Source organism: Streptomyces johnsoniae, assembly GCF_031845565.1.
GTDB classification, from domain to species: domain Bacteria; phylum Actinomycetota; class Actinomycetes; order Streptomycetales; family Streptomycetaceae; genus Streptomyces; species Streptomyces johnsoniae.
Map to the genome: position 1 here is coordinate 39,748 of NZ_JAVREV010000018.1, position 24,738 is coordinate 64,485.

General features: G+C 72.8%; 25 protein-coding genes. 7 read left to right on the top strand and 18 right to left on the bottom strand.

From position 1 onward, the window contains the following. Positions 1 to 58 precede the first annotated feature (58 nt). Positions 59 to 1,168 (top strand): choice-of-anchor M domain-containing protein, encoded by a 1,110-nt coding sequence (locus tag RM779_RS27135; protein WP_311620397.1) that lies wholly within the window; start codon positions 59 to 61, stop codon positions 1,166 to 1,168. Positions 1,169 to 1,208: 40 nt separating this feature from the next. Here RM779_RS27135 and RM779_RS27140 read toward each other — a convergent pair whose 3' ends face one another. The 12 genes from RM779_RS27140 to RM779_RS27195 form a co-directional block, all read right to left on the bottom strand. Beyond that, positions 1,209 to 1,895 (bottom strand): GntR family transcriptional regulator, encoded by a 687-nt coding sequence (locus tag RM779_RS27140; RefSeq protein ID WP_311620398.1) that lies wholly within the window; start codon positions 1,893 to 1,895, stop codon positions 1,209 to 1,211. A gap of 55 nt (positions 1,896 to 1,950) precedes the next feature. Then, positions 1,951 to 2,952, bottom strand: coding sequence for a proline racemase family protein (locus RM779_RS27145; protein ID WP_311620399.1), 1,002 nt, complete (start codon positions 2,950 to 2,952; stop codon positions 1,951 to 1,953). Then, complete coding sequence (locus RM779_RS27150; RefSeq protein ID WP_311620400.1) at positions 2,949 to 3,860, bottom strand: dihydrodipicolinate synthase family protein; 912 nt, start codon at positions 3,858 to 3,860, stop codon at positions 2,949 to 2,951. The genes RM779_RS27145 and RM779_RS27150 overlap by 4 nt, the downstream gene beginning before the upstream one ends. Positions 3,861 to 3,922: 62 nt before the next feature. Beyond that, positions 3,923 to 5,380, bottom strand: coding sequence for an aminopeptidase P family protein (locus RM779_RS27155; RefSeq protein WP_311620401.1), 1,458 nt, complete (start codon positions 5,378 to 5,380; stop codon positions 3,923 to 3,925). Then, positions 5,377 to 6,666, bottom strand: coding sequence for an alpha/beta fold hydrolase (locus RM779_RS27160; RefSeq protein WP_311620402.1), 1,290 nt, complete (start codon positions 6,664 to 6,666; stop codon positions 5,377 to 5,379). Before RM779_RS27160 ends, RM779_RS27155 begins: the two co-directional genes overlap by 4 nt. Continuing rightward, entirely contained in the window at positions 6,663 to 7,547 is an 885-nt protein-coding gene (locus RM779_RS27165; protein WP_311620403.1) for an ATP-binding cassette domain-containing protein, read from the bottom strand. Before RM779_RS27165 ends, RM779_RS27160 begins: the two co-directional genes overlap by 4 nt. Beyond that, positions 7,544 to 8,428, bottom strand: a complete 885-nt coding sequence (locus RM779_RS27170; protein ID WP_311620404.1) for an ABC transporter ATP-binding protein — start codon at positions 8,426 to 8,428, stop codon at positions 7,544 to 7,546. Before RM779_RS27170 ends, RM779_RS27165 begins: the two co-directional genes overlap by 4 nt. Beyond that, complete coding sequence (locus RM779_RS27175) at positions 8,425 to 9,420, bottom strand: ABC transporter permease (RefSeq protein WP_311620405.1); 996 nt, start codon at positions 9,418 to 9,420, stop codon at positions 8,425 to 8,427. Before RM779_RS27175 ends, RM779_RS27170 begins: the two co-directional genes overlap by 4 nt. Then, positions 9,420 to 10,382 carry an ABC transporter permease gene (locus tag RM779_RS27180; protein ID WP_311620406.1) on the bottom strand — a complete coding sequence of 321 codons (963 nt, stop codon included), beginning with the start codon at positions 10,380 to 10,382 and terminating at the stop codon, positions 9,420 to 9,422. The genes RM779_RS27175 and RM779_RS27180 overlap by 1 nt, the downstream gene beginning before the upstream one ends. A gap of 3 nt (positions 10,383 to 10,385) precedes the next feature. After that, the gene (locus RM779_RS27185) at positions 10,386 to 12,107 is read right to left on the bottom strand and encodes an ABC transporter substrate-binding protein (RefSeq protein ID WP_311620407.1); all 1,722 of its coding nucleotides are present in this window, start codon (positions 12,105 to 12,107) and stop codon (positions 10,386 to 10,388) included. A 38-nt stretch (positions 12,108 to 12,145) separates the two neighbouring features. Continuing rightward, the gene (locus RM779_RS27190; protein WP_311620408.1) at positions 12,146 to 14,092 is read right to left on the bottom strand and encodes a glycoside hydrolase family 127 protein; all 1,947 of its coding nucleotides are present in this window, start codon (positions 14,090 to 14,092) and stop codon (positions 12,146 to 12,148) included. 162 nt (positions 14,093 to 14,254) lie between these two features. Then, complete coding sequence (locus tag RM779_RS27195) at positions 14,255 to 14,683, bottom strand: arsenate reductase ArsC (protein WP_311620409.1); 429 nt, start codon at positions 14,681 to 14,683, stop codon at positions 14,255 to 14,257. A gap of 96 nt (positions 14,684 to 14,779) precedes the next feature. Between RM779_RS27195 and RM779_RS27200 the strand changes: the two genes are divergently transcribed. Together RM779_RS27200 and arsB are read left to right on the top strand one after the other, a co-directional pair. After that, positions 14,780 to 15,094 carry an ArsR/SmtB family transcription factor gene (locus RM779_RS27200; protein ID WP_311620410.1) on the top strand — a complete coding sequence of 105 codons (315 nt, stop codon included), beginning with the start codon at positions 14,780 to 14,782 and terminating at the stop codon, positions 15,092 to 15,094. A 5-nt stretch (positions 15,095 to 15,099) separates the two neighbouring features. Further along, the gene (gene arsB / locus RM779_RS27205) at positions 15,100 to 16,200 is read left to right on the top strand and encodes an ACR3 family arsenite efflux transporter (RefSeq protein WP_311620509.1); all 1,101 of its coding nucleotides are present in this window, start codon (positions 15,100 to 15,102) and stop codon (positions 16,198 to 16,200) included. A 15-nt stretch (positions 16,201 to 16,215) separates the two neighbouring features. On the opposite strand, the gene RM779_RS27210 is transcribed toward arsB, so the two are convergent. Continuing rightward, positions 16,216 to 16,578: an ArsR/SmtB family transcription factor gene (locus RM779_RS27210; protein ID WP_311620411.1), complete on the bottom strand. Its 363-nt coding sequence runs from the start codon at positions 16,576 to 16,578 to the stop codon at positions 16,216 to 16,218. A gap of 31 nt (positions 16,579 to 16,609) precedes the next feature. Beyond that, positions 16,610 to 17,683 (bottom strand): flavin-containing monooxygenase, encoded by a 1,074-nt coding sequence (locus RM779_RS27215; protein WP_394813402.1) that lies wholly within the window; start codon positions 17,681 to 17,683, stop codon positions 16,610 to 16,612. 118 nt (positions 17,684 to 17,801) lie between these two features. Between RM779_RS27215 and RM779_RS27220 the strand changes: the two genes are divergently transcribed. Continuing rightward, positions 17,802 to 19,202, top strand: a complete 1,401-nt coding sequence (locus RM779_RS27220; protein ID WP_311620413.1) for an FAD-dependent oxidoreductase — start codon at positions 17,802 to 17,804, stop codon at positions 19,200 to 19,202. A gap of 74 nt (positions 19,203 to 19,276) precedes the next feature. Continuing rightward, positions 19,277 to 20,119, top strand: coding sequence for an aldo/keto reductase (locus RM779_RS27225; protein WP_311620414.1), 843 nt, complete (start codon positions 19,277 to 19,279; stop codon positions 20,117 to 20,119). A 60-nt stretch (positions 20,120 to 20,179) separates the two neighbouring features. On the opposite strand, the gene RM779_RS33895 is transcribed toward RM779_RS27225, so the two are convergent. The 4 genes from RM779_RS33895 to RM779_RS27240 form a co-directional block, all read right to left on the bottom strand. After that, positions 20,180 to 20,290 (bottom strand): MFS transporter small subunit, encoded by a 111-nt coding sequence (locus RM779_RS33895; RefSeq protein ID WP_449657308.1) that lies wholly within the window; start codon positions 20,288 to 20,290, stop codon positions 20,180 to 20,182. Then, entirely contained in the window at positions 20,287 to 21,630 is a 1,344-nt protein-coding gene (locus RM779_RS27230) for an L-lactate MFS transporter (RefSeq protein WP_311620415.1), read from the bottom strand. The genes RM779_RS33895 and RM779_RS27230 overlap by 4 nt, the downstream gene beginning before the upstream one ends. A gap of 96 nt (positions 21,631 to 21,726) precedes the next feature. Next, entirely contained in the window at positions 21,727 to 22,158 is a 432-nt protein-coding gene (locus RM779_RS27235) for a hypothetical protein (RefSeq protein WP_311620416.1), read from the bottom strand. A 47-nt stretch (positions 22,159 to 22,205) separates the two neighbouring features. Further along, positions 22,206 to 22,553: a GntR family transcriptional regulator gene (locus tag RM779_RS27240; RefSeq protein ID WP_311620417.1), complete on the bottom strand. Its 348-nt coding sequence runs from the start codon at positions 22,551 to 22,553 to the stop codon at positions 22,206 to 22,208. A gap of 312 nt (positions 22,554 to 22,865) precedes the next feature. Between RM779_RS27240 and RM779_RS27245 the strand changes: the two genes are divergently transcribed. Together RM779_RS27245 and RM779_RS27250 are read left to right on the top strand one after the other, a co-directional pair. Further along, positions 22,866 to 23,537 carry a hypothetical protein gene (locus RM779_RS27245; protein ID WP_311620418.1) on the top strand — a complete coding sequence of 224 codons (672 nt, stop codon included), beginning with the start codon at positions 22,866 to 22,868 and terminating at the stop codon, positions 23,535 to 23,537. Between the two features lie 319 nt (positions 23,538 to 23,856). Then, a complete protein-coding gene (locus tag RM779_RS27250) occupies positions 23,857 to 24,711 on the top strand; it encodes a lytic polysaccharide monooxygenase auxiliary activity family 9 protein (protein ID WP_311620510.1) in 855 nt (284 codons plus the stop codon). Positions 24,712 to 24,738: the final 27 nt, after the last annotated feature.

Below are 24,738 nucleotides of genomic sequence, written 5' to 3' on the forward strand. Positions count from 1 at the left end.
CGGGGTCCACGAGGCAGCGGCCGCCCCCGGCACGGTCCTCGTGTCGAGGAGTCGATTCATGCGAGAGCACGCGGGGCGTGCCGGACGTGCCGGACGTGCCCTGGTCGGTGCGGTGGCCGCCTGCCTGGCTGTGCCGGTCCTCGCCGCTCCGGCGCAGGCCGGTGAGGAGCCGGTGCGGGAGCGGGCCGTGCTCACCGGTGGCCACCTGGATCTGGCGGCGCGGCTGGACGGCGGTGCGCTGGAGTTCCACCTCAAGGACGGCACCGTGCCGGGCCGGACGGTATGGCGGGAGCCGAACGACGTCATCCTGCACTTCGACGCCCGGCACGAGTGGGAGATACCGGAAACCGCGCCCGGAGTGGTGCCCGAGCAACTCGGGCGCGCCGGCGACACGGTGTGGGTCGACCACAGCGTGACCTACGGTGACGGGCTGCTGTGGCCCGGCTGGAACACGGAGGAGGTGGCCGCCGAGGCGGTCCGGTCCCCGGTGACCGCCACGTTCACCGGCATCGACGGTCCCGAGGGCTTCTTCCTCGGCCAGTGGCGGGACGACCCGGAACGCGGCACGGTCGTCGGCATCGACATCGACTCCACCCGGCCGGAGCCCGGAAGCGTCGAGTTGCGGCCGGGGGTGCACGCGCATCCCCTGTGGTTCTTCACCGAGGAGGGGGTGTACCGGATTCGTCTGGAGATGAGCGCCGTGCTGGCCTCGGGCGAACGCGTGGACGACGCCGCCACGTTCACCGCCGTGGTGGGCGACATCGATCCCGCCGATGTCGAACTGCCCGGGCCGGAAACGCCGGACGAGCCCGCACCTCCTGAACTCCCGGAACCGCCCGCAGAGCCGGAAGAACCGGAGCAGCCCGAGCAGCCTGGGCAGCCCGAGCAGCCCGAGCAGCCGGAGGAGTCCGAAGTCCCGCGGGAGCCGGGGGACATCGGCGGCCCCGGGCAGACCGGTGGGGCGGAGGGGCCGGAGGCCACCGCCGGTGCCGACGACGCCACCGCGGCGGGCCGGGTGCCCGGGACGCCGCGCCCCGCCGGCGGCCAAGCCGCCCACGACGCGCTCGCCGCCACCGGCACCGCCGTCGTTCCCGCCCTCGGGACCGCCGCGCTCCTCGCGGCGGCGGCGGGCACGCTGCTCGTCCGGCTCGCCCGCCACGCCCGCTGACCACGCCCCCGGCCGTGCGCGCGCACGGCCGGGGGCGTGGTCACGCCTTCGGCGAGGTGCCCTTGCCCGCCCATTTGCCCCGCACATGCCTGATGTGCCGCTCCATCAGCGCCTGGGCGCCGACCGCGTCGCCCGCTTCGACGAGGTCGAGCAGCTCGTGGTGTTCGCGGGCCGACTCCTCCAGGCGGCCGGATTCCAGCAGCGGGGTGAGCCCGAGGAGGCGGGTGCGGGCGCGCAGGTCGGACACGATGAGGGAGAGCTGGTGGTTGCCGGCGTAGGCGATCAGCGCCAGGTGGAATTCCCGGTCCGCGTGGATGTAGGCGACCAGGTCGTTGCCGCGTACGGCCGTGACGATGGCCTCCGCCAGCTCGCGCAGCCGGGGGAAGTCCTCGGGTGGGACGAGGGGAACGATGTCGCGCACCGTGGGTGGTTCGAGCAGCAGCCGGATGTGGGTGGTCTGGTCCAGCTCCTCCTCCGGCACGGTCCTGACCTGGTACCCCTTGTTGGGCAGGGGCTCGACCATGCCCTCGCGTACGAGGTCGAGCATCGCCTCGCGCACCGGGGTGGCCGAGACGCCGAACATCGTGCCGAGTGTGGGCGCCGAGTACACGGCGCCCGGCCTCATCTCGCCCGAGATGACCGCCGCCCGCAGCGCGTCCGCGACCATCTCCCGCAGCCGCTCGCGTTTCGTCAGCGGCTGTAGTCCAGCGATCGGCGCTGTTTCCATCTTGCCCTCCGCAAGGTACGTGGTGGTGCTTCCCGACGTCGTGCCGCAGCCGTTCCTACAGCAGGAAGCCCGTGGGGAACGGGTCGGTCGGGTCGAGGAGGTGCTGACCCGTCGCGGTGATCCACGCCCGGCCGGTGATGGTGGGCACCACGGCGCGGGCACCGGCGACGGTGGTCTCCGCGATGAGCCGGCCGGTGAACCGCGTGCCGATGAACGACTCGTTGACGAAGTCGCTGTGCAGCGGAAGCTCCCCGCGGGCGTGCAACTGCGCCATTCTGGCACTGGTTCCGGTGCCGCACGGCGAGCGGTCGAACCAGCCGGGGTGGATGGCCATGGCGTGCCGGGAGTGCCGGGACGTCGAGCCCGGCGCCTCGAAGTAGACGTGGTGACAGCCGGTGATGTCGGGACGTTCCGGATGGACGGGGCGGTCCGTGGCGTTGATGGCTTCCATGAGGGCCAGGCCCGCCTCGATGATGCGCTGTCCGGCCGCCCGGTCGAAGGGGATGCCCAGGTCGTCGAGCCGGACGACGGCGTAGAAGTTGCCGCCGAACGCCAGGTCGTGACGCACCGTGCCGAGCCCGGGCACGTCGACGGCGCGGTCGAGCCCGACCGCGAACGAGGGCACGTTGCGGATGGTCACCGAGCGGGCGGCGCCGTCCTCGACGGCGACCTCGGCGGTCACCAGACCGGCCGGGGTGTCGAGGCGCACCGTGGTCACGGGCTCCACGACCGGGACGAGGCCGGTTTCGACGAGGACGGTGGCCACGCCGATGGTGCCGTGGCCGCACATCGGGAGCACGCCGCTGACCTCGATGAACAGCACGCCCATGTCGGCGTCGGGCCGCGTGGGCGGCTGGAGCAGCGCCCCGCTCATCGCCGCGTGGCCGCGCGGCTCGTACATCAGCAGCTTCCGCAGGTCGTCACCGTGCTCGATGAACCGGACGCGGCGTTCGGCCATGGTGTCGCCCGGCAGCACGCCGACGCCGCCGGTCACGACGCGCGTCGGCATGCCCTCCGTATGCGAGTCGACCACGTGCAGGACGCGGCTGCTCCTCACCGGTACCCCCGGGCGAGTACCGCCTCTGTGTCGCGCACGATGCGCTCCGCGGTCCCGGGCGGCAGCGGGCCGCGCGGGGGCCGGCAGGCGCCGCCGCGCCGTCCGGCGACATCCATCGACAGCTTGATGGCCTGCACGAATTCCGTTTTGGAATCCCAGCGCAGCAACGGGTGCAGGTCGCGGTAGAGCGGCAGGGCGCGGGCGATGTCCGCCGGGTCGCCCGAGGTCGCCAGCCGGTACAGCTCGACGGTGGCGGCCGGAACGGCGTTGGGGTAGCCGGCGATCCAGCCGACCGCGCCGGCGAGGCCGAGTTCCAGCAGCACGTCGTCGGCGCCGACGATCAGATCGAGGCCGGGGGCCAGCTCGCGCAGCTCGTAGGCCCGGCGCACGTCGCCGGAGAACTCCTTCACGCCGACGATCAGTTCCTCCTCGTGGAGGCGGGCCAGCAGCGCGGGCGTGAGGTCGACCTTCGTGTCGATGGGGTTGTTGTAGGCGACGACGGGCAGACCGACCGCCGCGACCTCGCGGTAGTGCTGAACGACCGACTCGGTGTCGGCGCGGTAGGTGTTGGGCGGCAGGAGCAGCACGGAGGTGGCGCCCGCCCGCATGGCCTGCTCCGCCCAGCGGGCGGCCTCCAGGGCGCCGTAGGCGGCGACCCCCGGCATGACGCCGAATCCCTCGGGTGCGGCGGCGACCGCCGTCTCCACGACGGCGGCGCGCTCGGCGTCGGTGAGCGTCTGGTATTCGCCGAGGGAGCCGTTGGGGCACACGCCGTCGCAGCCGTTCTCGGCGAGGAATCGGACGTGTGCGGCGTACGCGTCGTGGTCGACGGCCCGGTCCGCGGTGAACGGCAGGGCGGCGGCGACGTAGACACCGCGCCAGACCGTCGGCGGGGCGGTGGGGGGCATGGGACTCCTGTCGGGTCGTGGAGCAACGCTCGTGGAGGACTGGGCCGTTGGGCGGTGCAATATCACATGATACTGTCCGGGCGCCGGGTCAGCCCTGCCACCCAGGTCTCCAGCTCGCGGGCGGCGATGGGCAGTGCCGAGGACAGCACGTCCGAGCCCTCCTCGGTGACGAGCAGGTCGTCCTCAAGACGGATGCCGATACCGCGCAGTTCCGGCGGCACGGTCAGGTCGTGGGCGTGGAAGTAGAGACCGGGCTCGACCGTGAGGACCATGCCGGTCTCCAGCGTGGCCCCCTGGTACGCCTCGTAATCGGCGGAGGCGCAGTCGTGGACGTCGAGGCCCAGGTGGTGCCCGATACCGCACACCAGATAGCGCCGGTGCTGCTGGCCCGCGGGGGACAGCGCCTCGTCCACTGACACGGGCAGCAGGCCCCAGTCGTGCAGGCCGCGGGCGATCACCTCCATCGCGGCGAAGTGGAAGTCGGAGTACTGGCGGCCGGGGCCCACCTGGGCCATCCCGGCCCGGTGCGCCGCCTCCACCAGGTCGTGGACCTGCCGCTGGGTCTCGGTGAACCGGCCGCCGGGCGGAACGGTGCGCGTGACGTCCGCCGTGTAGAGGGAACGCGTCTCCACGCCCATGTCGAGCAGCAGCGGCTCGTCGGGCAGCACGGGCCCGTCGCACCGCACCCAGTGCAGGGTCGGGGCATGCGGGCCCGAGCCGACGATCGTCGCGTACCCGGGGCCGTTCCCCACGGTGCGGGCGTGCCGGTCGAAGGTGCCCTGGAGCCAGCGCTCGCCGCCGCGCGCGACCGCGGCCGGGATCTCCGCGACCACGGCGGCGAAGCCGTCCACCGTGTGATCGACCGCGCGCCGCAACTGTTCGATCTCCCAGTCGTCCTTCACCATCCGCAGCCCCGACAGCTCCGCGGCGAGCAGCGGTTCGCCGTGCAGGCCGTGCCGCCGGACCAGTCCCGGGTCCGTGCCCGGCGTCGCCCAGGCACCGGCCGCCCCGGACAGCGCCTCGTCGAGCGCGGACAGCGGCCTGACCCCGATGCCCAGCGCGCGCGACCACGCCGCCGGGTCGGGGGAGGCGCCCACCCACAGCTCGCCGTGGGCGGCGTCGGAGAAGAAGCCGGGGTCGCCCGGCCGGGCGGGAGGCGGCACGAACAGCGTCGCCTCGTGGTCCCCGTCCGGCCCGCCCCCGGCCCTGAGCACCAGCACGGCGTCCTCGACGGCACAACCGGTGAGCCACACGAAGTCGCTGTCCGCACGGAAGTCGTAGGCGGTGTCGTTGCTGCGCACCGGCGCCCGGCCCGCGCCGGCGACCACGGTGCGCGCCCCCGTGCGCGCCGCCAGGCGCCTGCGGTGGGCGGCCGCGGCCGCGGCGGCGCCCGCCGGAAGCGGAACGGGCACCTCCACCGGTGCCCACCCCCGGGCGATGGCGTCCGTGAACGCGGGGACGTCGGCCGGGCGCGGCGGCCGGGTGCCGGCGTACGGCGGCCGCGGAACGGACTGGCTCATCGTCGTTCCCCTCCCTCGTCGCGCACCATGTCCAGGAGCCGGGAGAGCACCCGGCCGCCGGCGATGCCGTCGTGTTCATACTCGTTGGTGACCCAGACCTGCGCGTTGCCGAGCAGGTCGGCGGTCGCGAGTTGCAGACCCGCGTCCACGTACATGTCGTCGTGGTAGACGGCGGCGGCGAGCGGCACCTCGTTCGCCGCCAGCCGGTCGAGGTCGTACAGCGGACTCCACCGCTCCCTGGCCGCGAGCAGTTCGACGGCCGGGCGGAACGGGCGCAGCGCGCGGATCTCCTCGGTCATCCACGGGTAGGCCATCTCGCCGGTGAAGAACAGCGGCCTGGCGTCCTCGGCGAACTCCGGATGCCGTGCCCGCTCCCGCTGGGCCGCCCAGCCGGTCGGCCCGTTGTCGGCGTGGCCGTAGATCGACTCCTGCATCGTCCAGAACAGCGGATTCTCCGCCGCACAGGTGCGGGACCACACGCGCGCCAGGAAGGCGTCCGACAGCCTCCCCGGCGCGGCGAACGCCTCGTCGAGCAGCCAGTGCAGGCGCTGCGCGCCGGGCTTCATCCCCAGGTCGAGACCGAGCATCTGGAAGCGGCGCACCGTCAGCCGGTCGCCGTCCGGGAGCCGCACGTCCCGCTCGGCGAGCAGGTCGGCCACCGACGCGGCCCTCGCCACGTCCTCGGGGTAACGCCGCTGGAAGGCGCGGTTCTTGCGCGCCACCCGCGGATACGTGCGCCGGTACACCTCGCCCGCGTCCGGCGGCAGGCCGGGCAGCCCGCCGGTGACGTAGCAGGCGGTCAGCGCCTCCGGCGCCCTGGACAGGTAGGTGAGGGTGAGGAAGCCGCCGTAGCTCTGCCCCAGCGTCGCCCAACGCCGCCCGCCGTACACCGTTTTGCGCACGTGCTCGGCATCGGCCACGATCGCGTCGGCCCGGAAGTGGCTCAGGTGGCCGGCGCCGCGCTCCGCCGAGCCGAGCGCCGTCATCAGGGCGCCGTCGACCGGGCTGCTGCGGCCGGTGCCGCGCTGGTCGAGCAGTACGACGCGATAGTGGGCGAGTGCTTCCCCCAGCCAGCCTGAGGTGTCCAGCGGCCGGGGCCCGTGCCCGCCGGGACCGCCCTGGAGGAACAGCAGCAGCGGCAGGTCCTCGCTCCGGCGGGCGGGGTCGCCGACCTCGCGGACGAACACCTCGACGCGGCGTTCGTCCGGCGCGTCCCACACCAGCGGCACCGTCACCCGGTGCTCGCGTATCCACGCGCCGGGCAGCGCGTACTCCGTGACCGTCACGTCGTCTCCCGTTTTCCCTCGGCGGTTTCCCGTGTCCGGGCGCGCGCCCTGCGGGCCGCCTCCCACTCGGGCCTGATGCGGGGCACCGCGGCGAGCAGTGCCCGCGTGTAGTCGTGTCCGGGCGAGGCGAACAGCGCGTCGCGCTCTCCCGTCTCCACCACGCGGCCCTGGTGCATCACGGCCACCCGGTGCGCGATCTGCCGGACCACCGCCAGGTCGTGCGCGATGAACAGGTAGCTGTACCCCTCCTCGCGCTGGAGGCGGCGCAGCAGGTTGATCACCTGGGCCTGGACCGAGACGTCGAGGGCCGAGACCGCCTCGTCGCACACCACGACCTTCGGGCCCACGGCCAGCGCCCGCGCGATGCCGATGCGCTGCGCCTGTCCGCCGGAGAACTGCGCGGGGTGGCGCTCGCTGTGGTCCGGATCGAGACCGACCCGCTCCATCAGCGCGCGGGTGAAGGCCCGGGCGCCGCCGGGGATCGGGCGCCCCTGGTACATCAAGGGCGCGGTGACGATGCGTTCGACGGTGTGCCGCGGGTTCAGCGAGGAGTAGGGGTCCTGGAAGACCACCTGCACCTCGGAACGAAACCGGTGCAGCGCCGCGCCCGACAGCCGGGTCACGTCCTCACCCTGGAACTCCACCGTGCCCGACGTCACCTCCAGCAGCCGGGCCACCAGGCGGGCCGTGGTCGACTTCCCCGACCCGGACTCGCCCACGAGCGCCAGCGTCTGCCCCGCCCGCAGTTCCACGTCGACGCCGTCGACCGCCCGCAGGACGCGTTTGCGCCCGAACGCCCCGCCCTGCCCGCGGACCGAGAACTCCTTGACGAGCCCGCGGGCGGTGAGCAGCACCTGCGATTCCGGAACGGCGGGGGTCATCGTTCGTCTCCCTCGGTTGCGCCCGCCGCGGGGGACGGGCCGCGGCCCCGCACCGTCCGCAGCTCGCCGACCTCGTCGTCAAGACGGGGGACCGCGTCGAGCAGGGCGCGGGTGTACGGGTGCCGCGGGTCGGAGAACAGCCGCTCGGCGCTTGCCCGTTCCACGCACGCTCCGGCGCGCATCACGAGGACCTCCTCCGTCATCTCGCTGACGACCGCCAGATCGTGCGTGATGAGGACGAGCCCCGCGCCGGTCTCCTGCCGCACCTCGGTGAGCAGCCGCAGGATCTGCGCCTGCACGGTCACGTCGAGCGCGGTGGTCGGCTCGTCGGCGATGAGGAGGTCGGGCTCCGTGCACAGCGCCATGGCGATCATGACCCGCTGCCGCATGCCGCCGGAGAACTGGTGCGGATAGTGGTCCACGCGCCGCGCGGCGTCGGCGATGTGGACCCGTTCCATGGCCTCCACGGCGACCCGGCGGGCCTGGCGCCGCGTCACGCGCTGCCGGTGCGCCCGGTACGCCTCCTCGATCTGCGCGCCGACGGTGTAGTACGGGTTCAGCGAGGACAGCGGGTCCTGGAACACCATGGCGATCCGGTCGCCGCGCACGCGCCGCAGCTGCCGGTCGGTCAGCCCGGACAGCTCGCGGCCGGCCAGCCGCACCCGGCCGGACATCGTGGCGCGCGGCGGCAGCAGACCCATGATGGCCAGGCTGGTCATCGACTTGCCCGATCCCGACTCGCCGACGATGCCGAGCGAGCCGCCGGGCTCCAGCGTGAAGCCGAGATCCCGCACCACGTCCACCGCGCCGTGCGGGGTCGGGAAGGTGACGTTCAGCTCCTCGACCTCAAGCAGCGGAGGAGTCTTTCCGATCGCGGTCATGCGGAGTTCACCCTCACTCTCGGATCGAGCGCCGTGTACAGCAGGTCGATCACGACGTTCCCGACCACGACGAAGAACGCCGCGAGCAGAGTCACCCCCATGATGACCGGCTGGTCGTTGCGGTTGATCGCGTCCGCCGTCATCTTGCCGACCCCGTTCAGCCCGAAGACGGTTTCGGTGATCAGCGCGCCGCCGAGCAGCCCGGCGAAGTCCATTCCGAAGATCGTCGCGATCGGCGTCAGCGCGGGCCGCAGCGCGTGGCGGCGGATCACCTGCTGACGCGGCAGCCCCTTGGCGCGCGCGGTCCGCACGTAGTTCTCCGACAGCGTGTCGATCACGTTGGCGCGGGTCAGCCGCGCGTAGACGGACGCGTAGGCGAAGGCGAGCACGATCCACGGCATCAGATAGTTCTGGAACCAGCCGCCCGGGTCCTCCGCGAACGTCACCGTCCCCGGGAACGGCAGCCACTCCAGCTCCACGACCAGGACGTACTGGAGCACCAGCGCGAACACGTAGTTGGGAATGGAAATGCCTGAGAGGGCCACGACCATGGCGCCCCTGTCCCACCACGTGCCCTCCCTGAGCGCGCCGAGCAGCCCGCCCGCGACACCGGCCAGCAGCCACAGCACGGCCGCGCCGACGGCCAGCGTCGCCGAGACGGGCAGCCGGTCCATGATCATGTCCCACACCGGCTGGCTGGACTGGAACGAGTAGCCCAGGCACGGCGCGGCGCAGTGCGTCGCACTCTCCCCGACGCCGTAGGTCCGGCCGGCGAACAGGCCGCCCAGGAAGGTGAAGAACTGGGTGAGCAGCGGTTCGTCGAGGCCGAGGTTGGTGCGGATGCGCTCGATCAGCTCCGGGGTGCAGTTCTTCCCGCAGATCTGCACCGCGGGATCGGGCGACAGCACGAAGAACACCCCGAAGGTGAACAGGCACACCAGCAGCAGGATCAGCACGACCCCGGACAGCCTCACGGCGAGGAACCTGGCCATCAGCGCACCCCCTGCGGATCGAGGACGGCGCGCAGCCGGTCACCGAGCACGGTGAACGACAGCACCAGCAGGAAGAGGAACGCGCCCGGGATCGCGAAGTACGTCGGCACCACCGAATACCAGCTGACCGAGGAGGCGATCATCTGCCCCCAGGACGGCGTCGGCGGCACCACCCCGACACCCAGGAACGAAAGACCCGCCTCCGTCCCGATGTAGCCGGGGATGGCCAGGGTCGTCATGACGATGATCGTCGAGCGCAGATTGGGCAGGATCTCCCGGAAGACGATCGCCGCGCGTCCCGCTCCCGAGGCTCGCGCGGCCTCCACGAATTCGCGCCGCGCCAGTGACATCGTCTGGCCGCGCACGATGCGGGCCAGATAGGGCCAGCCGAAGAGGGAGATGACGACCACGAGCAGCACCGCGCGGTTGCCCGCGGGCAGCGCCGACAGGATCGCGATCATGAAGATGAGCGCGGGGAACGCCATCAGGAAGTCCATGACCCGCGAGATCACCCAGTCCACCTTGCCGCCGAAGAAGCCGGCCAGCAGGCCGAACACGACGCCGAGCAGCGTGGTCAGGGCCGTGGCGGCCAGGGCGATGAGCATGGACACCCGCGCGCCGTACACGATGCGCGCGAAGATGTCCCGGCCGCTGCCGGGCTCGACGCCGAACCAGTGCTCCCCGCCCGCGCCGCCCCAGCCGCCGAACGGCACGCCCCCGAGGTCGGGGTTCACCGCCGTCTGGTCGAACTCGTAGGGCCCCCACCCGCTCATCCGGACGATGAGCGGGGCGAAGACGGCCATGGCGACGACGAGCAGGATGTAGGCCGCGCTGAGCACGGCACCGGGGTCGCGGAGCAGCGCGCGCAGGACGCCCCGCCGGGGCGGCGGCGCGCCGCCGCCTGCCCCGGAAGGCGGCGCGCTCTCCTGCGCTGCCGCGGGCTGAGTCGGAAGGGCGGCCATCGGTCAGCCCCGCTCGGGGTCCCGCAGACCGACGAGCACCAGATCGATGCCGCCCGAGGCGGCGCCGGGGGAGGAGTACAGGCCCGTCACGTTCTCGCCGGGCAACGAGATGGTCGACTCGAACGCCAGCGGAACGACGGGAGCCAGCTCCATGATCTCCTCGTCCAGCAGACCCCACTGCTCATTGGCCGCGTCCAGGTCCGTCATCGCGCGGATCTCGTCGATCCTCGCGTTGATGCCCTCGTCGTTGATCTGCGCCAGATTGGAATTGCCCTGGTCGGTGATGTTGCGGCCGTCGAACAGCGGCGGCAGGAAGGTCGAGGCCGAGGAGGCCCAGTCCGGGCACCAGCCGGTGATCGCCGCGTCGTTCTGGCGGGCCGGGGTGCCGATGGTCTCGTAGTACGTCGAGACGTCGATGACGTTCAGTTCGACGTCGATGCCGACGCGGTCGAGCGCCTGCTGAACGGCCTCCGCCTGCGCCTGCATCGTCGGCTGCGACCTGATGTCCAGGGTCATCTCGAAGCCGTCGGGCAGCCCGGCCTCCTGGAGCAGGGCCTGCGCGGCCGCCACGTCGCCACGGTGCTCCTCGCTGGGGTAGAGGTCGTACTCGCGGTACCCGCCGACCGACGGGGGCAGGATGGTGGTGGCGATGTCGGCGAGTTGTGTGCCGCCGCTCGCGTTCTGCACCGCGGCGCGGTCGACGGCCAGGTTGACGGCCTGGCGGACCCGGACGTCGTCGAAGGGCTCCTTGGTGGTGTTCAGCCCCATGTAGGTGGTGCAGACGCCGGGCAGTTCGAGTTTGCGTTCCTGCAACTGCGGGGTCTGGATGCGGGCCAGGGCCGCGGGCTGGATGGTTTTGGAGATGGCGTTCACGTCCGACCCCTGACCGGCGAGCATCCGCTCGTCGATGGTGGCGAGGTCCAGGCCGATGACGAACTCCCAGGCATCCGGGTACGCCTCGCGCACGTCGTCCGTGTCCGGGTCCCACTCGTCGTTGCGGACCAGCTTGATGGAGCTGCCGGGCGAGTAGGAGTCCAGCGTGTAAGGGCCGGAGGCGATGATGTCGTTGATGAACGCGTCACCGGCGCCCGAGCCCTCGGGGAACGGCACGAAGGTGTTCTGCGAGACCACGGAGCCGAACTCGGGGTACGGCTCCTTGAGGTGGAAGACGATGGTCCGCGCGTCCGGCGTCTCGATCGTGTCGAGCGGGCCGGAGCGGTACGGGCCCTCGTAATCCTCGGGCGCGTCGATGACCTGGCGGGCGTACGGCGAACCGATGCCTATCTCGGGGTCCCAGGCCCTGGACACGCCGAACTTCACGTCCGCGGACGTGATCGGCGTCCCGTCCTCGAAGCGCACCCCTTCCTTCAGGGTGAACGTCCAGCTGAGACCGTCCTCCGAGGGGGTGCCGAGGTCGGTCGCCAGATCAGGCACGATCACGGACGGGTCCTCGGCGTTGCCGGGGGCCGGGGTCGTCAGCGTCCGGTAGACCAGCCGGTAGAAGTTGTTGACGCCGCCGTCGAATCCGCGCGCGGGGTCCAGGTAGGAGAAGTCGGCGTCCTGGAGCATGGTGACGGTGCCGCCGCGCTCGGGCGTGTCGGTGAACGACCCGCCGCCGGCGCCGTTTCCGCCGTTGCCCGCGGCTCCGCCGCCGGAACACGCGCTCAGCGCGAGCGCGGCCGTGGCGGCGGCCACCGCGGCGCGTATGAGGACAGGTGATTTCACGGGACTCCTCGAAAGGTGGGTGGGCGGGAAGGGGAACTTCAGAAGTGGCGGAGCCACACACGCATGGCTCCGGCCCGCCTGTTGCCCCACAGGAAGTACGGGATCAGGCGCACGTCGGCGCGGCCGGGCGCCGCTCCGGCGGCAGCCCCGGCCTCGGCGCCGGTGAACTCGGGATAAAGCTCGTCCCCGGCGGGCGGGGCCACCGCCAGCTCCGTGTCGAGGGTGCGGACCGGCAGGCCCCACGTCTCCTGGTCGGCGGTCACGCGCACCGCCTTCAGCCCGGCGGCGTCGAGCACGAGGTCGTCCACCTCGGCCGCCGTGTCCTGCTGCTCCACGCAGTACACGAGCGGTCCGCGCAGCAGCGCGAGAGCGCCGCGCGCCGCGTCGAGACGGGGGTGGGAACGCACCGCGCGGACCCGCAGCGGCAGTTCGAGCACCACGCGATCCCCCGGTGACCAGACGCGTGTCAGCCGCAGCCACCCGGGCTCCGCGGCCACGTTCCGGCCGTCCACCCGCGCCTGCGCGCCGTCGGCCCAGCGGGGCACGCGCAGCGACAGCGTCACCGGCCGGTCGGCAGCGGCGTCGACCTCGACGGTCACCCGCCCGTCCCACGGGTATTCGGTGCGCACGGTGACGTCGAGCACCCCGGAGCGCACGCGGGCGTCCGCGTACAGCGCGAGGGTGAGCGTGTCCTCGGCGGCGACGGCGACGTGGTCCTGCAACTGGGACACCCAGCGCACGATGTTGGGCGGGCAGCAGGGGCAGCCGAACCAGCCGCGCCGCAGCAGCTCGCCGCCCGTCTCCGCGCCGCTGCGCTGGTCGTGGTCGGGCCGGCGCTGCAAGGGGTTGTCGTAGAAGAAGGCCCGCCCGTCGAGGGAGGTGCCGACCGCGAAGGCGTTGAACTGCACCTGCTCGACGACGTCGAGCACGTCCGCCCGCCCGGTCGCGAGGAACAGCCGCCAGCCCCACTGCATCGTGCCGATCGCCGCGCAGGTCTCCGCGTAGGCGCGTTCCGCGGGCAGCTCGTACCGGTCGCCGATGGCCTCGTCGGAGTGGCGGCTGCCGAGGCCGCCGGTGAGGTACAGCTTCGTGGCGACCATGTCGTCCCACAGGGCCTCGACGTGCGCGAGCAGTTCGGCGTCCCCGGTCTCGACGGCCACGTCGGTGGCGCCGGCCGCCAGGTACACCATCCGCACCGCGTGCCCGGTGACCGAGTCGAGCGCGCGCAGCGGCACATCGTCCTGGAAGTACGAGGGCGGGAGGAGTCTGGGCCGCAGCGCGCCCGAGCCGCGGCGTTCGACGAACAGCTCGGCCTGCCGCAGGTAGGTGCGCTCCCCGGTCTCGCGGTACAGCTCCACGAGTGCCATCTCCACCTCGGGGTGCCCGCAGTACCGTTGCTCGCCGCCGTCCCCGAACCGCTTCACGACGAGATCCGCGAACCGCCGCGCCACAGCCAGCAGCCGGTCGTCCCCGAGCTGGCGCGCGGCGGCCACCGCGGCCTGGACGAGGTGGCCGAGGTTGTACAGCTCGTGCCCCCACTCCAGGTCCTCCCAGGGGGACTTGACGGCATCCGCGCCCTGGAAACGGGTCGACAGGTAGCCGTCGGGGGCCTGGGCACGCTCGATCAGCTCGACGCTCCGCGTCCAGAACTCCTCCGTCGCGGCGTCGGCCCGGCCGCGGGCGAGTTCGTAGACCAGGCCCTCCAGGGTCTTGTAGACGTCGGTGTCGAGGAACGGGTAGCGCCCCCGGTACGGCGTCGTCGCGCCGTCGGCCACCCGCCGGAAGTTGTCCAGGTTGCCGGCCCGTTCCATCTCCCGCACCGCGTGGGGGAGTGTCGCGGCGTGGTTGCGTTCCTGCCACCGCGCCAGGAGCCCGTCGCGCAGTTCGACGTCCCGCGCACCCAGCGGACGCCCGACGCCGGTGGCCGCATGGACCGCGGGAGCGCCGGTGGGCCGGGAACCGCGGGACTGATCGGAATGGCCCATGCCGGCCTCGCCGCCTCTCGCTGACTGAAATGTGGCGGGTGACATTGCACTGTCACAGGATCTCGGCCGCATAAGGGACCGGTAACGTTCGCGTTACCTCGATGTGGTCCGCATGCCGCCAATCAGGACGGAACGGCGCGAAAGCGCGGCGCGGCCGGGGAGTTACCGTGCGGCCGCGGCGTCGATCTCGGCGATCAGCTCCTCGACGCGGGCCCTGATCTCGTCCCGGATCGGCCGGACCGCGGCCACGTCCCGGCCGGCGGGGTCCGCCAGTTGCCAGTCGAGGTACTTCTTGCCGGGGAAGATGGGGCAGGCGTCGCCGCAGCCCATGGTGATGACGTAGTCGGACGCCCTGACGGCCTCGGGGTCAAGGACCTTGGGCCGTTCGGCGGAGATGTCGACGCCGACCTCCCGCATCGCCTCCACGGCCGCCGGATTGACCTGCCCGGCCGGGAGGGAGCCGGCGGAACGGACCTCGACGCGGCCGCCGGCGAGGTGGGTGAGGAAACCGGCGGCCATCTGGGAGCGGCCGGCGTTGTGCACGCAGACGAACAGGACCGAGGCGACGGGGCCGGTCGGGGCGGGGGGCATGGCGGTGGTCCTTTCGCGGGGCTGATGCTGGTATCGGTCCGGGCTGGCATCAGTCCGGGCTGGTGTCAGTGTCGGGTGATGTGAAAGTATCAGCACATGCTGACTTCAGTCGATACTGATGTGACCCGGGTGCTGGCCGACCCGCTCCGCATGCGGATCGTGACGATGCTCGCGCACGAAACCCTGTGCACCACGCACCTGGTGGCGGAGACCGGAGCCAAGCAGACCAACCTCTCCAACCACCTGCGGGTGCTGCGCGAGGCGGGCATCGTGGACACCGAGCCGTGCGGGCGGTTCACGTACTACCGCCTCAGGCCCGAGGTCGTCGCGGCGCTGGCGGGGCAGTTCACGGAGCTGGCCGCCGAGGCGCGGGCCACCGCCGAGGCGGGCCGGAAGCGGCCCTGCCCGTGACCACCGTGAAAAGGCCGGTGCCCACCGGACCGCCCGCGGACGCCGCCGCGATCACGGCGAAGCTGTCCACGCCGGACCGTTTCCTGCCGGTGTGGATTCTCGCGGCCATGGCGGCCGGCCTGTTGCTGGGCCGGGCCGTGGACGGGCTGGACGAAGCCCTCGCCGATCTGGAGGTCGGCGGGATCTCCCTGCCCATCGCCCTCGGCCTGCTGGTGATGATGTACCCGGTGCTGGCCAAGGTCCGCTACGACGCCACCAGCCTGCGTACCGTCACCGGCGACCGCCGTCTGATGGCGTCGAGTCTCGTGCTCAACTGGCTGCTCGGACCGGCCGTGATGTTCGCCCTCGCCTGGACCTTCCTGCCCGACCTGCCGGAGTACCGCACCGGGCTGATCATCGTCGGTCTGGCCCGCTGCATCGCCATGGTCGTCATCTGGAACGACCTGGCCTGCGGCGACCGCGAGGCCGCCGCCGTCCTGGTGGCGCTCAACTCCGTCTTCCAGGTCCTGCTCTTCGGCGTGCTCGGCTGGTTCTACCTCGACCTCCTGCCCGGTTGGCTCGGCCTCGGGGCGGGCGAGCGACTGGACATCTCGGGGTGGGAGATCGCGCTGAACGTCGCGGTGTTCCTCGGCGTTCCGCTGCTCGCCGGCTTCGCCACACGCCGCATCGGCGAGCGGCGCATGGGCCGGGAGCGCTACGAGGCGCGGCTGCTGCCCCGGATCGGCCCGTGGGCGCTGTACGGGCTGCTGTTCACCATCGTGCTGCTGTTCGCGCTCCAGGGCGACACCATCACCTCCCGGCCCTGGGACGTCGCGCGGATCGCGCTGCCGCTGCTGGTCTACTTCACCGTCGTGTGGTTCGGCTCCTACGCCCTGGGGCGTGCGATCGGCCTGCCGTACGACCGCACCGCGACGCTCGCCTTCACCGCGGCGGGGAACAATTTCGAGCTGGCCATCGCCGTGGCGATCGGCACCTTCGGTGTCACCTCGGGCCAGGCGCTCGCCGGGGTCGTCGGCCCGCTCATCGAGGTGCCGGTGCTCGTGGCGCTGGTGTACGTCTCCCTGGCGCTCCGGCGCCGCGCCCCCGCCGGAGCGAAGGAGGGCTGACGCGACCGACGCGGGTCAGGCGGTCGCGTCAGCCCGCAGGAGCCGGCCCATCGCGGCCAGGACGGACGGCTCGACGCGGTAGAAGACCCAGGTGCCGCGCCGTTCGGACGTGAGCAGGCCGGCCTCCCTGAGCTTCTTCAGGTGGTGCGACACGGTCGGCTGCGAAACGCCGACGTCGGAGATGTCGCACACGCAGGCTTCCCCGCCCTCGTGCGAGGCCACCGCGGTGAACAGCCGCAGGCGTACCGGGTCGCCGAGCGCCTTGAACATCCGCGCGGAGCGCTCGGCCTCCTCGGCGGTGAAGGGGCGTTCGGTCAGGGGCGGGCAGCACGGCTCGACGTCCGGCTCCCGCACCCGCGGAACTCTGCTGTTCGGCATACGCCTATGTTGACACACGTCGAAGCAGTGCTCACAGGCCCGCCGCGGCCGCGGCTCCGCGCACGTGGGCCGCCAGGGCCGTCATGACGTGCGCCGCATCGACCGCCACGCCGCGCAGGGTGTTGGAGGCGAAGGACCGCTGGAATTCGAGGCCGAGGTGCACCAGGCCCGGGTGGGCCAGGGACAGCCCGCCGACGTGCAGGGGTGAGCCCTCGGCGTCCAGCGCCCCGGTCCCCGCCAGGTAGTTCAGGGCGGGGCGGTAGCCCGTGGCCAGCAGTACCGCATCCACCCTTTCGCGCGTTCCGTCCGACCACACCACGCCCTCGCCGTCGAGCGCGGTGAACATCGGGCGCCGGTCGAAGATGCCCCGGTCGAGCGCCCGGCGGTGGCGGCCGTCGTCCAGCACCAGGGTGCCCGGGACGACGCGGGCAAGCCAGGCCGGTGGCAGGGCGTCGAAGCCGGTGGCCGTCAGCCAGTGGTGGAGGTCACGGCCGTTCCGGCGCTGCGGCAGGAAGGCCAGCGGCGCCCGGCTTGCCACCGTCACCCGGGCCACTCGGCCGAGTTCGTGGGCGATCTGCACGGCCGAGTTCCCGCCGCCCACCACCACGATCCGCAGGCCCGCCCATGCGGCCGGGCCGCGGTAGGCGGCGGCGTGCAGCACCGTGCCCGGGAACGTCGCACGGCCGGGCAGCGCCGGGATCAGCGGGTTGCCGAAGGAGCCGGTGGCCGTGACGAGGCCGGCCGCGGCCAGACGTGAGCCGTCCGCGGTGCGCAGGACGAATCCGTCCGCCGCCGCCTCGACCGCCTCGACGCGCACGCCGGTGCGGATGTCCGCGTCCAGGTCGGCGGCGTAGCGGGTGAGGTAGTCCACCACCTCGTCCCGGTGCGGATGGCGGTCACCGTCCCCGCCGAAGGGCAGGCCGGGCAGCGCGCTGAAGCGCGCCGGGGAGAACAGGGTGAGGCTGTCGTAGTACGACGGCCACGAGCCGGCCGCGCGGGCGGACGCCTCCAGCACCACCGGCGTCAGCCCGGCCTCCCGCGCCGCGCGCGCCGCCGCGAGCCCCGACTGTCCGCCGCCGATCACCGCCACCTGCACGTGTTCGATGTCCATGCCCGGCCCCTTGATTCGAAGAAGGTCTATGTTGACGGTGATCTAAACAGATGGGATGCTGGCCGCGCAACCATTGATGCTCATCGAAGCAGCGAGGAACGGAGCGCAGCTCATGCCGGACACCACCGCCCTGCCCGTCGCCGTCATCGGCGCGGGCCCCATCGGTCTGGCCGCCGCGGCCCAGCTGACCCGCCGCGGCATCACCCCCCTGGTCCTGGAAGCCGGACCCCGGGCCGGGACCGCCGTGCGGGACTGGGGACACGTGCGGCTGTTCTCGACCTGGAGCGAGCTGATCGACCCGGCCGCGGAGCGGCTGCTGGCGCCCACCGGCTGGGCCCCGCCGGACCCCGGCGCACACCCCACCGGCCGCGCGTGGGCCGAGCAGTACCTCCAGCCCCTGGCCGACGCCCTCGGCGGCCGAGTCCACTACGGGACGACCGTGACCGGCGTGGCCCGTTCCGGCCGCGACCGGGTGGTGGACTCCGGCCGCGCCGAGCGGCCGTTCACCGTGCACGTCACCCGCGCCGACGGCACCGAGGACCGGCACGCCGTGCGGGCCGTCATCGACGCCTCCGGCACCTGGTCCCGCCCCGGGCCGCTCGGCGCGGACGGCCTGCCCGCCGCGGGCGAACGGGCCCTCGCCGCCGAGGGCCGCCTCGGCCACCGCGTGCCGGACCTGGCCGACCCGGCCGTCCGCGAGCGCTTCGCGGGGAAGCGCATCGCCGTGGTCGGCACCGGCGCCTCCGCCTTCACCGCGCTCGCGCTGCTGTCGGAGCTGGCGCGGCAGGACCCGGCGACGCACGCCGTGTGGGTGCTGCGCCGGGGAGTCTCCGGCGCCACGTTCGGCGGCGGCTCCGCCGACCAGCTGCCCGCCCGTGGCGCGCTGGGCCTGCGCGCGAAGGCCGCCGTGGAAGCCGGCCACGCCACCGCGCTGGCCGGCTTCCGGACCGTCGCCGTCGAACGCGCGGGCGGGCGGCTCGTCCTGGCCGCCGAAGACGGGCGGCGCTCCCGGCCCGTCGATCACATCCTCGTGCTCACCGGCTTCCGGCCCGACCTGTCGTTCCTCTCCGAAGTCCGCCTCCGCCTGGACGAACGGCTGGACGCACCGGCGGCCCTCGCCCCGATGATCGACCCGAACGTCCACTCCTGCGGCACCGTCCGCCCCCACGGCGTCAAGGAGCTGGCCCAGCCGGAACAGGGCCTGTTCCTGGCCGGGATGAAGTCCTACGGCCGCGCCCCGACCTTCCTGGCCATGACCGGCTACGAACAGGTCCGTTCCCTCGCCGCCGCCCTCGCCGGCGACCGGGACGCCGCCGAACGCACCGAGCTGGTCCTGCCTGAGACCGGAGTGTGCGGCGGCACCGGGGTGTTCGACGCGGCGACACCCGGCGCGGGGGAGACCGCCGGCGGCTGCTGCGCCCCGGAGCCGCAGCTCCTGCGAATCTCCGCCGGCGGCCCGGCCACCGCGGAGCCCGCGAGTCCCCCTGCGCCGGATGGCTGCTGCGGCTCGTGACCGGCGCAGGTTTACGAACGCCCGTGCTGCCCGGCGCTGTTAGCGTGGCCGGGAGCGAAAGGCATCAACAGCGGATGATATCGACCACTTTCTCCATCGGCGGCGATCTGACCGTGGGACGGCTCGCATTCGGCGCCATGCGGCTGCCGACCGGGCCCGCCCCCGACCGCGCCGACTCCGTCGCGGTCGTCAGGCGGGCCGTCGAGCTGGGCATCACCCTGATCGACACGGCCCACCTGTACGGCGGCGGCGCCAACGAAGAGCTACTCGCGGAGGCCCTGCACCCCTACCCGGACGGGCTCCACATCACCACCAAGGTCGGCGTCGCGCGCTCGGCCGACACGGGCGAATGGGGCCTGGACGGGCGGCCCGCCGTGCTGCGCGCCCAGGTCGACCAGGCCCTCCGGCGGCTCCGCGTCGAGCGGATCGAGCTGCTCCAGCTCCACCGCATCGACCCGGACACCCCCCTCACCGACCAGCTCGGCGCACTGCGGGAGCTCCGGGCGGAGGGCAAGATCGGCCGGATCGGGCTCTCCGAGGTCACCGCCGGGGAGCTGGCACGGGCGCGGGAGACCATCGACGTCGCCAGCGTGCAGAACCGCTACAACGTGCTCGACCGCGAGCACGAGCCCGTGCTCGCGGCGTGCGAGGCCGCGGGCATCGCGTTCCTGCCGTGGCGGCCGGTCGCGGCGGGGGAGTCCGGCGCCAGCGCGGACATCGACGCCGTCGCGGCCGAGCTGGGCGTCACGCCCACCCAGGTCTCGCTCGCCTGGCTCCTGCACCGCTCGCCGGCCGTCATCCCCATTCCGGGCACCGCCCGGATCGACCACCTTGAGGAGAACGTCGCCGCCGCCCGGGTCGGCCTGAGCGACGACCACCGCAAGCGCCTCGACCGACTCGGGGGAAGCCCGGCGTAGCGCCTCCCCTCCCGAGCCCCGCGGGCCCGCGGACCCGCGGGGCCCGCGGGGGCCAGGCGTTCAGCCGGTGAACAACTGGGCTGCCTTGCGGACCAGTTCGACGAGGCCGTAGGCCAGTGGCAGGCCGACCCACAGCCAGCTGAGGACGAGCAGACGGCGATGGGCGTTCACACCTGGGCTCCTTCGGGCTCGTGATATTTGGCGTGCACCGGCCGGACCATCTCGTTGGCGATGAAGCCGGTCACCAGCAGCGCGATCATGATGGTGAACGAAAGGGTGTACAGATCGGGCCCCGTACGCCCCGCCGCCTCCTGATTGTCGGCGATGGCGTTCACGATCAGCGGGCCCAGCACCCCCGCCACCGACCAGGCCGTCAGCAGCCGGCCGTGGATCGCCCCGACCTGGTAGGTGCCGAACAGGTCCCGCAGGTACGCCGGGATCGTCGCGAAGCCGCCGCCGTAGAACGACAGCAGAAGCAGCGCCGCCACGATGAACACCGGCTTGGCGGCGTTCCCGGCCAGAGCGAGCGCCAGATACAGCAGCGCGCCCGCGCCCAGGTAGAGCCGGTAGATGTTCTTGCGCCCCACCAGATCGGAGGTGGACGACCAGACGATGCGGCCGGCCATGTTGCACAGCGAAAGCAGCGCCACGAAACCGGCCGCGGCGCCCGCGGTGACCGGTGCGTCGGTGCCGGCGAAGAAGTCCTGGATCATCGGCGCGGCCTTCTCCAGGATGCCGATGCCCGCGGTCACGTTGCAGCACAGCACGACCCACAGGCACCAGAACTGCGGCGTGCGGATCGCGTTCCGCGCCGATACACGCACGGCCGGCGGCGCCGATCGCGCGGCCCGCGTCGCCGCGCCGGGGGCCGCGGGCGGGCGCCAGTCGTCGGCCGGCACCCGGATCAGCCAGACGCCCAGCGACATGAACACCGCGTAGACCACCCCGTGTACCGCGAAGGCCGTCGCGATGCCGCCGGTGTCCGTGCCGAACGCGTCCAGCATCTCGCTCGACCACGGCGAGGCGATCAGCGCGCCGCCGCCGAAGCCCATGATCGCGATGCCGGTCGCCATGCCCGGCCGGTCGGGGAACCACTTGATCAGCGTCGACACCGGCGAGATGTAGCCGATGCCGAGCCCCACCCCGCCGATGCATCCGTAGCCGAGGACCACCAGCCAGAACTGCTCGCTCAGCACGCCGAGCGCCGACACCAGGAAGCCGCTGGAGAAGCAGCAGGCCGACACGAACATCGCCCACCGCGGCCCGTTCCGCTCCACCAGCGTGCCGCCGAAGGCCGCCGACAGGCCGAGCATCACGATGCCGAGCTGGAACGGCAGCGCGCTCTGGGTGCCACTGAGCCCCAGCGCCTCCTCCAGCGGCGGTTTGAAGACGCTCCACGCGTAGGCCTGCCCGATGGCCAGGTGCACCGACAGGGCGGCGGGCGGCACCAGCCACCTGCTCCAGCCGGGCGGGGCCACGGTCCGTCCGCGATCAAGGAAACCAACTGACATGTCCGCGAACTTATGTGAAGGTTCACACACAGGCGATGGTGCCGGCCAAGGAGATTCTCTGGAAGTTTCGTCCCGCGGCGGGCACGGCCGACCGGGTCAGCGGCCCGCGGCGAGATAGTCGTTGATCAACGAGGCGCCGGTCGAGGCGTCCCGGCAGGTGATGGCCAGCCGCCGCCCGCTGCGCAGCGTGAGGACCAGCCCGTCGCCGCTGCGCACCACGAACGCCGTGGTCCTGCCCCGCACCCGGTAGCCCCAGCCGCCCATCGACAGCGCGGAGATGTGCCCGGCCTCCACACCGACGATGTCGGCGAAGGGCACCCGCCGTTTCGGCCAACCCAGGTGGCCCATCCTGACCAGCACCCCCGACTCGCCCACCACGACGCGCAGCGAGCCGAACAGCCAGGCGATGACCGGCGCCGTCAGCAGGACCAGGATGCCCGCGCCGGCGGACGTCCACAGCGCGGCGGCCACCCCGCCCGCGATCACCAGGCTGAGCAGCGGAACCGCCACGCTCCGTGCGCCGCTCACCCAGGCGGTCCCGCGCCTCGGCCCCGGTCTCCTGCCCGCCGCGTCCTTCATCCGAACCTCTCGATCATGTGAACCAACTCCGCCCGCCGGTAGCCGTGCCGGTCACCGGCCGCCACCAACTGCCGGACCAGCTCGGTCACCTCGGCCGCGCCGGGGGAGAGCGCGCTCACCCGGACGCCGCGGCCCCGCCGGAACTCGAGCAACCCTTCGTCGCGCAACTCGCGCATCGCGCGCAGCACCGTATTGGCGTTGATGCCGAGGGCTCCCGCCAACTCCTTGGCGGTCGGCAGCCGGTCACCCGCCGCCAGGTCCCCCAGGCGCACCGCTCTGCGCAGCTCCGCCGCCAACTGCTCGTGCAGCGGACGCGGGTCCGCCGGATCGACGTGAAGCAACATGGTGCTATTGATAGCAGCTTCATCAGCTTCCAGAGGAAAGGGCGGGTGCGGCGCCGCGGCCGTTCCCGGCGGGCGGCCGCGATGTCACCGCGCCTGGTTACGATGCGGAAGGGCGCAAGGTACGAGACGGGGGCGCGCATGATGAGCCGAGGTGCCGGCGGCGGACGGGCCGGCGGTGGGGGCGTACCGGAGTGGATGCGCCGGCCGGGAGCCGGTGCCCAGGGCCCGCCGGGTGGCGGCCCGCCCGGCTGGGGCCCGGCGCCGGCTCCCCGCCGGGGCGGCGGACGGCACCGGGTATGGGGCACGGTCTGTGTGCTGCTCGGGTCGCTGCTGCTGCTCGGCGCGGTCGCCGGACTGGCCGGTATTCCCGAGCAGGTGCGCCAGGAGCGGGCGTTCCTCGCGGCGGAGCCCTGCCAGGGCCACGCCGCCGGGCACGAGGCGTGCCTGCGCACCCTCCCCGGGACGGTTTCCGCCACCGAGAGGCGCAGTTCGCGCAGCGGCGCCACCTACCGCGTCTCGCTGGAGGGGGCGGCCGGCTGGTCGTCCGTCGTGCGCCTCGGCGCCGAGCCCCTGGGGGAGCGGCTGCGGCCGGGCGACGCGGTGACGATCAGCCTGTGGGAGGGCGAGATCACCGCGCTCGACCGCGACGGCGTCACCCAGCGCCTCTCCGGCACCCCGGACTTCGGGCCCCAGATCTACGCGGTGGTGGTGATGGAGGCGACGGTGTGCGGGGGCTGGTTCCTGTTCATCGGCCTGATCGCCGTGCGCCGGGCCGGCCTGATGGCCGCCCGCGGGGTGCGGGCGGCCCTTCCGCCGCTGCTGCTCCTGATACCCGTGACCGTGCTGCTGCCCCTGCTGCCCGCCCTCCTCGCGCGGAACGGGGACGGCGCCGGGCCCGTGGTCGCCACCCTCGCCGCATGGGCGGCGCTCGAAGCCCTCGCCCTGTGGCTCCTGCGCGGAAGGCTGCGCCTGCCCCCGGCCTGACCGCCCCTCACCATCCTCCGGTTTCACTCGCGTCCGCGTTGGTCCCGGAAGCCTTAAGGCCGGAAGAAGTGCTTCCGGGGTAGGGGGTTGAGCGCTACGGTGCCCGACGGGAGCGCTCCCATGCGCGGCTGTGGTACCGACGACGGGCCGTCGGTGCACCGATCAGACGTCCGAGGGCCGGTGCCGCCGGGTGCCCGTTGCGGGAGACGACTCTTCTTGAGGAGAATCCGTGTCCAATGAATCCACCGGCCGGAGACAGGCTCCGACCGGAAAACTCCGTTTGGCAGGCGTGGTCGGAGCCGGCCTGCTCGCTCTCCTGATGGCCTCCATCCCCTCTCCGGCATCGGCCCACGGGGCCAGCATGATGCCGGGCTCGCGCACCTACCTGTGCTATCTGGACCTGCGCGAGAACAGCAGCACCCAGATGCCCGCCAACCCGGCCTGCGCCGCCGCGGTCCAGCAGAGCGGTACCGGTCCGCTGTACAACTGGTTCGCCGTGCTGGACTCCAACGGTGGCGGCCGCACCACCGGTTACATCCCGGACGGCACGCTGTGCAGCGGCGGCAACAGGGGCCCGTTCGACTTCTCCGCATACAACGCGGCGCGCAGCGACTGGCCGAAGACGCACCTCACCTCCGGTTCGACCATCGAACTGCGGCACAGCAACTGGGCCCATCACCCCGGCAGGTTCGACGTCTACATCACCAAGAGCGGATGGTCGCCGAGCCAGTCGCTCGGCTGGGGCAACCTGGAGCGCATCAGCACGGTGACCAACCCGCCGCAGCGCGGCGGCGTGGGCTCGGAGGGCGGCCACTACTACTGGGACGTGCAGCTGCCGAGCCGGTCCGGCCAGCACCTCCTCTACGTGCACTGGACTCGCTCCGACAGCCAGGAGAACTTCTACTCCTGTTCGGACATCGTCTTCGACGGCGGCAACGGCCAGGTCACCTACGGGGACGGCAGGACGCTGGACGCGGAGGAGGTCGCGGAAGCGGGCGAGGCGGCCCAGGCGTTCACCCCGGCGGCCGACGAGGTGCCGGCGGCCCACCAGGGGCACGAGGGGCACCAGGGACACGAGGGGCACCTCGGCGCACCGGCCGCGGCCGGTGCCGCCGCGCCGGCCGGGGCGGTGCTGAGGGACGTGCGCGACGCGTTCTTCGGCTGGTTCGCCTGACCGAGGCCGGCCAAGGAAAACCGTCCG

Excerpts from the sequence above, each read along its gene's own strand:
- RM779_RS27135 (WP_311620397.1), top strand. The coding sequence starts at position 59 with ATGCGAGAGCACGCGGGGCGTGCCGGACGTGCCGGACGTGCCCTGGTC.
- RM779_RS27140 (WP_311620398.1), bottom strand. The coding sequence starts at position 1,895 with ATGGAAACAGCGCCGATCGCTGGACTACAGCCGCTGACGAAACGCGAG.
- RM779_RS27150 (WP_311620400.1), bottom strand. The coding sequence starts at position 3,860 with ATGCCCCCCACCGCCCCGCCGACGGTCTGGCGCGGTGTCTACGTCGCC.
- RM779_RS27155 (WP_311620401.1), bottom strand. The coding sequence starts at position 5,380 with ATGAGCCAGTCCGTTCCGCGGCCGCCGTACGCCGGCACCCGGCCGCCG.
- RM779_RS27165 (WP_311620403.1), bottom strand. The coding sequence starts at position 7,547 with ATGACCCCCGCCGTTCCGGAATCGCAGGTGCTGCTCACCGCCCGCGGG.
- RM779_RS27170 (WP_311620404.1), bottom strand. The coding sequence starts at position 8,428 with ATGACCGCGATCGGAAAGACTCCTCCGCTGCTTGAGGTCGAGGAGCTG.
- RM779_RS27175 (WP_311620405.1), bottom strand. The coding sequence starts at position 9,420 with ATGGCCAGGTTCCTCGCCGTGAGGCTGTCCGGGGTCGTGCTGATCCTG.
- RM779_RS27180 (WP_311620406.1), bottom strand. The coding sequence starts at position 10,382 with ATGGCCGCCCTTCCGACTCAGCCCGCGGCAGCGCAGGAGAGCGCGCCG.
- RM779_RS27190 (WP_311620408.1), bottom strand. The coding sequence starts at position 14,092 with ATGGGCCATTCCGATCAGTCCCGCGGTTCCCGGCCCACCGGCGCTCCC.
- RM779_RS27195 (WP_311620409.1), bottom strand. The coding sequence starts at position 14,683 with ATGCCCCCCGCCCCGACCGGCCCCGTCGCCTCGGTCCTGTTCGTCTGC.
- RM779_RS27200 (WP_311620410.1), top strand. The coding sequence starts at position 14,780 with ATGCTGACTTCAGTCGATACTGATGTGACCCGGGTGCTGGCCGACCCG.
- RM779_RS27210 (WP_311620411.1), bottom strand. The coding sequence starts at position 16,578 with ATGCCGAACAGCAGAGTTCCGCGGGTGCGGGAGCCGGACGTCGAGCCG.
- RM779_RS27220 (WP_311620413.1), top strand. The coding sequence starts at position 17,802 with ATGCCGGACACCACCGCCCTGCCCGTCGCCGTCATCGGCGCGGGCCCC.
- RM779_RS27225 (WP_311620414.1), top strand. The coding sequence starts at position 19,277 with ATGATATCGACCACTTTCTCCATCGGCGGCGATCTGACCGTGGGACGG.
- RM779_RS27230 (WP_311620415.1), bottom strand. The coding sequence starts at position 21,630 with ATGTCAGTTGGTTTCCTTGATCGCGGACGGACCGTGGCCCCGCCCGGC.
- RM779_RS27240 (WP_311620417.1), bottom strand. The coding sequence starts at position 22,553 with ATGTTGCTTCACGTCGATCCGGCGGACCCGCGTCCGCTGCACGAGCAG.
- RM779_RS27250 (WP_311620510.1), top strand. The coding sequence starts at position 23,857 with ATGGCCTCCATCCCCTCTCCGGCATCGGCCCACGGGGCCAGCATGATG.